Source organism: Streptomyces sp. NRRL F-4489, from assembly GCF_001509485.1.
Lineage (GTDB): Bacteria > Actinomycetota > Actinomycetes > Streptomycetales > Streptomycetaceae > Streptomyces.
The window spans coordinates 1-3002 of sequence record NZ_LLZI01000129.1 but is presented as its reverse complement, the minus strand read 5'-3'; the positions used below and the strand labels follow the sequence as shown (position 1 = coordinate 3002).

The window sequence follows — 3002 nt, the reverse complement described above, 5'->3', positions numbered from 1 at the left end:
CGGGGTGGTCCGGGGGTGGTTCGCGGTGGCGGATGGCGAGGAGGCAGAGGAGGGAGATCAGGAAGGTGGCGGCGTTGGCGAGCAAACCGTTGACGGCGCCGGCCAGTTGGACCAGGAGGCCGCCCGCGCCCTGGCCGGCGAGCTGCGCCGCCGAGGCGCTGCCGTGCAGTGTGGCGTTGCCCTCGGCCTGGTCGGCGGGGGCGAGGAGGCCGGCGAGGTAGGCGGTGTACGCGGTCTGGAAGACCACCGCGGCGGCGCCGCTGAGCAGGGCCGCACCGGTCAGCAGGCCGAGGCTCAGGCCGCCCCGCCAGGCGAGGACGGGGACGGCGGTGAACACCGTGAGGGACAGCGCGGCGGCGCCGAGCATCAGCGGACGGCGGCGGGTCCGGTCCACCCAGACGCCGACCGGCAGGCCGATCAGCAGCCAGGGGAGCCAGCCGCAGGCGCTCAGTACGCCGACCGCGAAGGTGTCGGCGCGGAGGGTGGCGACGGCGGTCAGCGGCATGGCCACGCCGGTGACCGCTGCGCCGAATTTGCCGGCGGTCTCGCCGCACCACAGGAGCCGGAAGTCGCGGTGGCGGCGGAGCAGTCCGGTCATGGGGTGGTCCGGGGGGTGGTCCGGGGAGCGGTCCGGGGGGTGGACGGTGCGTCAGGGAGCGTGTCGGGGGTCGCTTCGGGGGGTGCTTTGGGAGGCGTTTCGGGGGACGCGTCGGTTGGGTCCGGTGGCTCGTGGCGGGGTGTGCGGGGGAAGGACTGGAGTTGGATGAGGACGGGGAGGGCGGGGGGCTCCGGGGCGGAGGCCGCGGCCTGTTCCGGGTGGGTGCCCGAGGGGGTGGTCGTCCGGTGGCGGATGATGACCTCCTCCAACTCACGGTTCAGAGCGGCCAGTTGGGCTGGGGTCAGGGTCAGATCGTGCCATTGGGCGATGGCGCCGGCGTCGCGCCACTCGGGGGGCCAGTCCTCGGCGAGGTAGGTGACGACGCGGTTGAAATGCTGCTGGACGAGTTCGTGGACGTAGATCGAGAGCGGGCCGCGGGCGTCCGGGTCGTCGCGGAAGTCGGTGGTGTCGAGCCGGCGGGAGACCGGTACGGCCCGCCACCAGCGTTCGCGCTTGGTGCCGCGGCCGGTCTCCTCCTCGATGAAGCGGTGGTCGGCGAGGTGGCGGAGATGCCAGCTGATGGTGCCGGTGTTCTCGCCGAGGCGGCGGGAGAGGCCGGTGGCGGTGTCCGGGCCGTCGAGGGTCAGCAGTTCCAGGATGCGCAGGCGGAGGGGGTGGGCGAGGCCGCGCAGGCTGCGGGCGTCCATCCGGCGGGTGGGGCGCGGCGGGGCGGGGGCGGAAACCGGGGCGGACGGGACCCGCTCGCCTCGTGGCGCTTCGGCGCGGGGTGATTCGCCGCCCGGTGCTTCGGCGTCAGGCGCTTCGGTGGCAGGCGCTTCTGTGTTGGGCGCTTCGGCGTCGGGGGTTTGGGTGTCGAGTGGTTCGGGAGCAGGTGCTTCCCTGCCCGGTGCTTCGGTGCCGGGTGCTTCCCTGCCGGGTGCTTCGGTGCCGGGTGCGAGTGGGCGGTCGCGGTCGTGGGGCATGGGCGTCAGCCTAGGGTTGCAGAGATTCCTTTGCAGAGGTTTCTCTGCAGAAGGTGGCTCCCGAGTGGTGCGGAGTCCTCGGAGACGTCTCGGGAGGCCGGACGGGGCAGAGCCGAGGCGGGCGGGTCGGCGCCGTAGCCGGAACAGCCGTCGGCCGGTGGTACAGACGGGTGCGCGCGAGAATGGCGGAGATCAGGGGCGCGTTTCGGCCAGCTGCGGCTGACTATCCTCGGCCGCAACCCCCGCCCCGCGATACGAGGTGTGCGACGTGACGGTGATCCTGCTCGCTCTTGCCGCGGCTTGCTGTCTGGGCACCGGTTTCGTCCTCCAGCAGAGCGCGGCGCAGTACGCCCCGCCGCAGGACTTCCTCTCGTTCCGGCTGCTGCTCGACCTGGTGCGGATGCCGCGCTGGTTGGCCGGAATCGTACTGATGGTGATGGGGATGGCGCTGGGCGCGGTGGCGCTGGGAATGGGCGACATCACCCTCGTCGAGCCGCTGATGGCGACCAATCTGCTGTTCGCGATGGCGCTGGCGCGGCGGCTCTCCCGGCAGCCGCTGGGGCGTACGGGGTGGGCCGGGCTGTGGCTGCTGGCGGGCGGGGTGACCGCGTTCATCGTGGCCGGCCGGCCGCACGGTGGCCGGAACAGCGAGGTGGGGCAGCTGTCGCAGTGGCTGATCATGGGTGGGGTGCTGTCCGTCGCGCTGGTGCTGGCGGCGATCGCCAAGCGGGAGCGGGTGCACGTCAGCCTGGAGGCGGCCCTGCTGGGGGTGGCGGCCGGGCTGCTGTACGGGCTCCAGGACGCGTTGACGCGGATCAGCGGCCTGCGGTTCTCGGCGGGCGGCTGGGGCGCGCTGCTGACGAGCTGGCAGCCGTACGCGATCGTGGTGCTGGGGGTGGTGGCGCTGGTGCTGGTGCAGAGCGCGTTCGAGTCGGCGCCGCTGCGGATGTCGCTGCCCGCGCTGACCGCGGCCCAGCCGATCGCCGGGATCGCGTGCGGGGTGGGGTTCCTGGGCGACCGGCTGCGGGTGACGCCCGGGGCGCTGGCCTTCGAGGCGGCCGGGATCGCGGCGGTGGTGGCGGGGATCGTGCTGATCGGCAGCCATCCGGCGATGCCACCGGGGTCGGGGGCGGCGGAGGCGGTGCGGGAGTTCGAGCCGCGGTAGCGGTAGCCGTAGCCGTAGCCGTAGCCGATGGTCCCTGGCCGGGACTGTGGCCCTCGGGCGGTGGGGCCGTTGATCCCTGGCCGGGCCCGTGGCCTCGGACGGTGGGGCCGTCGGCCCCATGGACGGACCCGCGCCGGGGCTTATGCGCCGGGGCTCGCGGGCCGCTGTGCACCCATTCGTCCCTCTCCCCCGCGCCCCGTCCGGCCCCGGCGCCCCGCCCCCCCCACCCGCCCCACCCGCACGCGCGAAATCACCC

Annotated in this window: 3 protein-coding genes; 1 reads left to right on the top strand and 2 read right to left on the bottom strand. The window is 74.1% G+C overall.

Annotation, left to right across the window (positions count from 1 at the left end):
• Together ADL22_RS12835 and ADL22_RS12830 are read right to left on the bottom strand one after the other, a co-directional pair.
• Window positions 1–598 (bottom strand): MFS transporter (locus ADL22_RS12835; RefSeq protein ID WP_159048654.1); only part of this gene is annotated, 598 nt, incomplete at its 3' end.
• A complete protein-coding gene (locus ADL22_RS12830) occupies window positions 595–1305 on the bottom strand; it encodes a winged helix-turn-helix domain-containing protein (protein ID WP_079064074.1) in 711 nt (236 codons plus the stop codon). The genes ADL22_RS12835 and ADL22_RS12830, both read right to left, overlap by 4 nt.
• A 544-nt stretch (window positions 1306–1849) precedes the next feature.
• Here ADL22_RS12830 and ADL22_RS12825 point away from each other — a divergent pair.
• Window positions 1850–2746 carry a DMT family transporter gene (locus ADL22_RS12825; RefSeq protein WP_066977412.1) on the top strand — a complete coding sequence of 299 codons (897 nt, stop codon included), beginning with the start codon at window positions 1850–1852 and terminating at the stop codon, window positions 2744–2746.
• The last annotated feature ends 256 nt before the right edge of the window (window positions 2747–3002 follow it).

What these genes read in the sequence shown, in the direction of transcription:
- ADL22_RS12830 (WP_079064074.1), bottom strand. Translation starts at nt 1,305, where the DNA reads ATGGACGCCCGCAGCCTGCGCGGCCTCGCCCACCCCCTCCGCCTGCGC.